This is a genomic window from Rosenbergiella metrosideri, assembly GCF_022602565.1.
Lineage (GTDB): Bacteria > Pseudomonadota > Gammaproteobacteria > Enterobacterales > Enterobacteriaceae > Rosenbergiella > Rosenbergiella metrosideri.
Genome location: NZ_JALBCV010000046.1, coordinates 1 through 718 on the forward strand (window position 1 = coordinate 1; position 718 = coordinate 718).

Genomic DNA, 718 nt, shown 5'->3' on the forward strand with positions numbered 1-718 from the left:
CTGCTGTCACAATACGACTTCCCAGGCGACGACACTCCAATCGTTCGTGGTTCAGCGCTTAAAGCACTGGAAGGCGACGCAGAGTGGGAAGCTAAAGTTGTAGAACTGGCTGGTCACTTAGACGCATACATCCCAGAACCACAACGTGCAATTGACTTGCCGTTCCTTCTGCCAATCGAAGACGTATTCTCAATCTCAGGCCGTGGTACAGTAGTAACCGGTCGTGTAGAGCGCGGTATCATCAAAGTAGGTGAAGAAGTTGAAATCGTTGGTATCAAAGATACTGCGAAATCTACCTGTACTGGTGTTGAAATGTTCCGTAAGCTTCTTGACCAAGGTCAAGCAGGTGAGAACGTTGGTGTTCTTCTGCGTGGTATCAAGCGTGAAGAAATCGAACGTGGTCAAGTTCTTGCAAAACCAGGTTCAATCAAGCCACACACCCAGTTCGAGTCAGAAGTTTATATTCTGTCTAAAGACGAAGGCGGCCGTCATACTCCGTTCTTCAAAGGCTACCGTCCACAGTTCTACTTCCGTACAACTGACGTGACTGGAACCATCGAACTGCCAGAAGGCGTTGAAATGGTAATGCCAGGCGACAACATCAAAATGGTTGTTACCTTAATCCACCCAATCGCAATGGATGACGGTTTACGTTTCGCAATCCGTGAAGGTGGCCGTACTGTAGGTGCGGGTGTTGTTGCTAAAGTTATCGCTTAAT

At 47.9% G+C, this 718-nt stretch carries 1 protein-coding gene; it reads left to right on the forward strand.

Going from position 1 to position 718, the window contains the following annotated elements; all coding sequences use genetic code 11:
* Positions 1-717 (forward strand): EF-Tu C-terminal domain-related protein (locus MKR94_RS16400; protein WP_241647881.1); only part of this gene is annotated, 717 nt, incomplete at its 5' end.
* Between the last annotated feature and the right edge of the window lies 1 nt (position 718).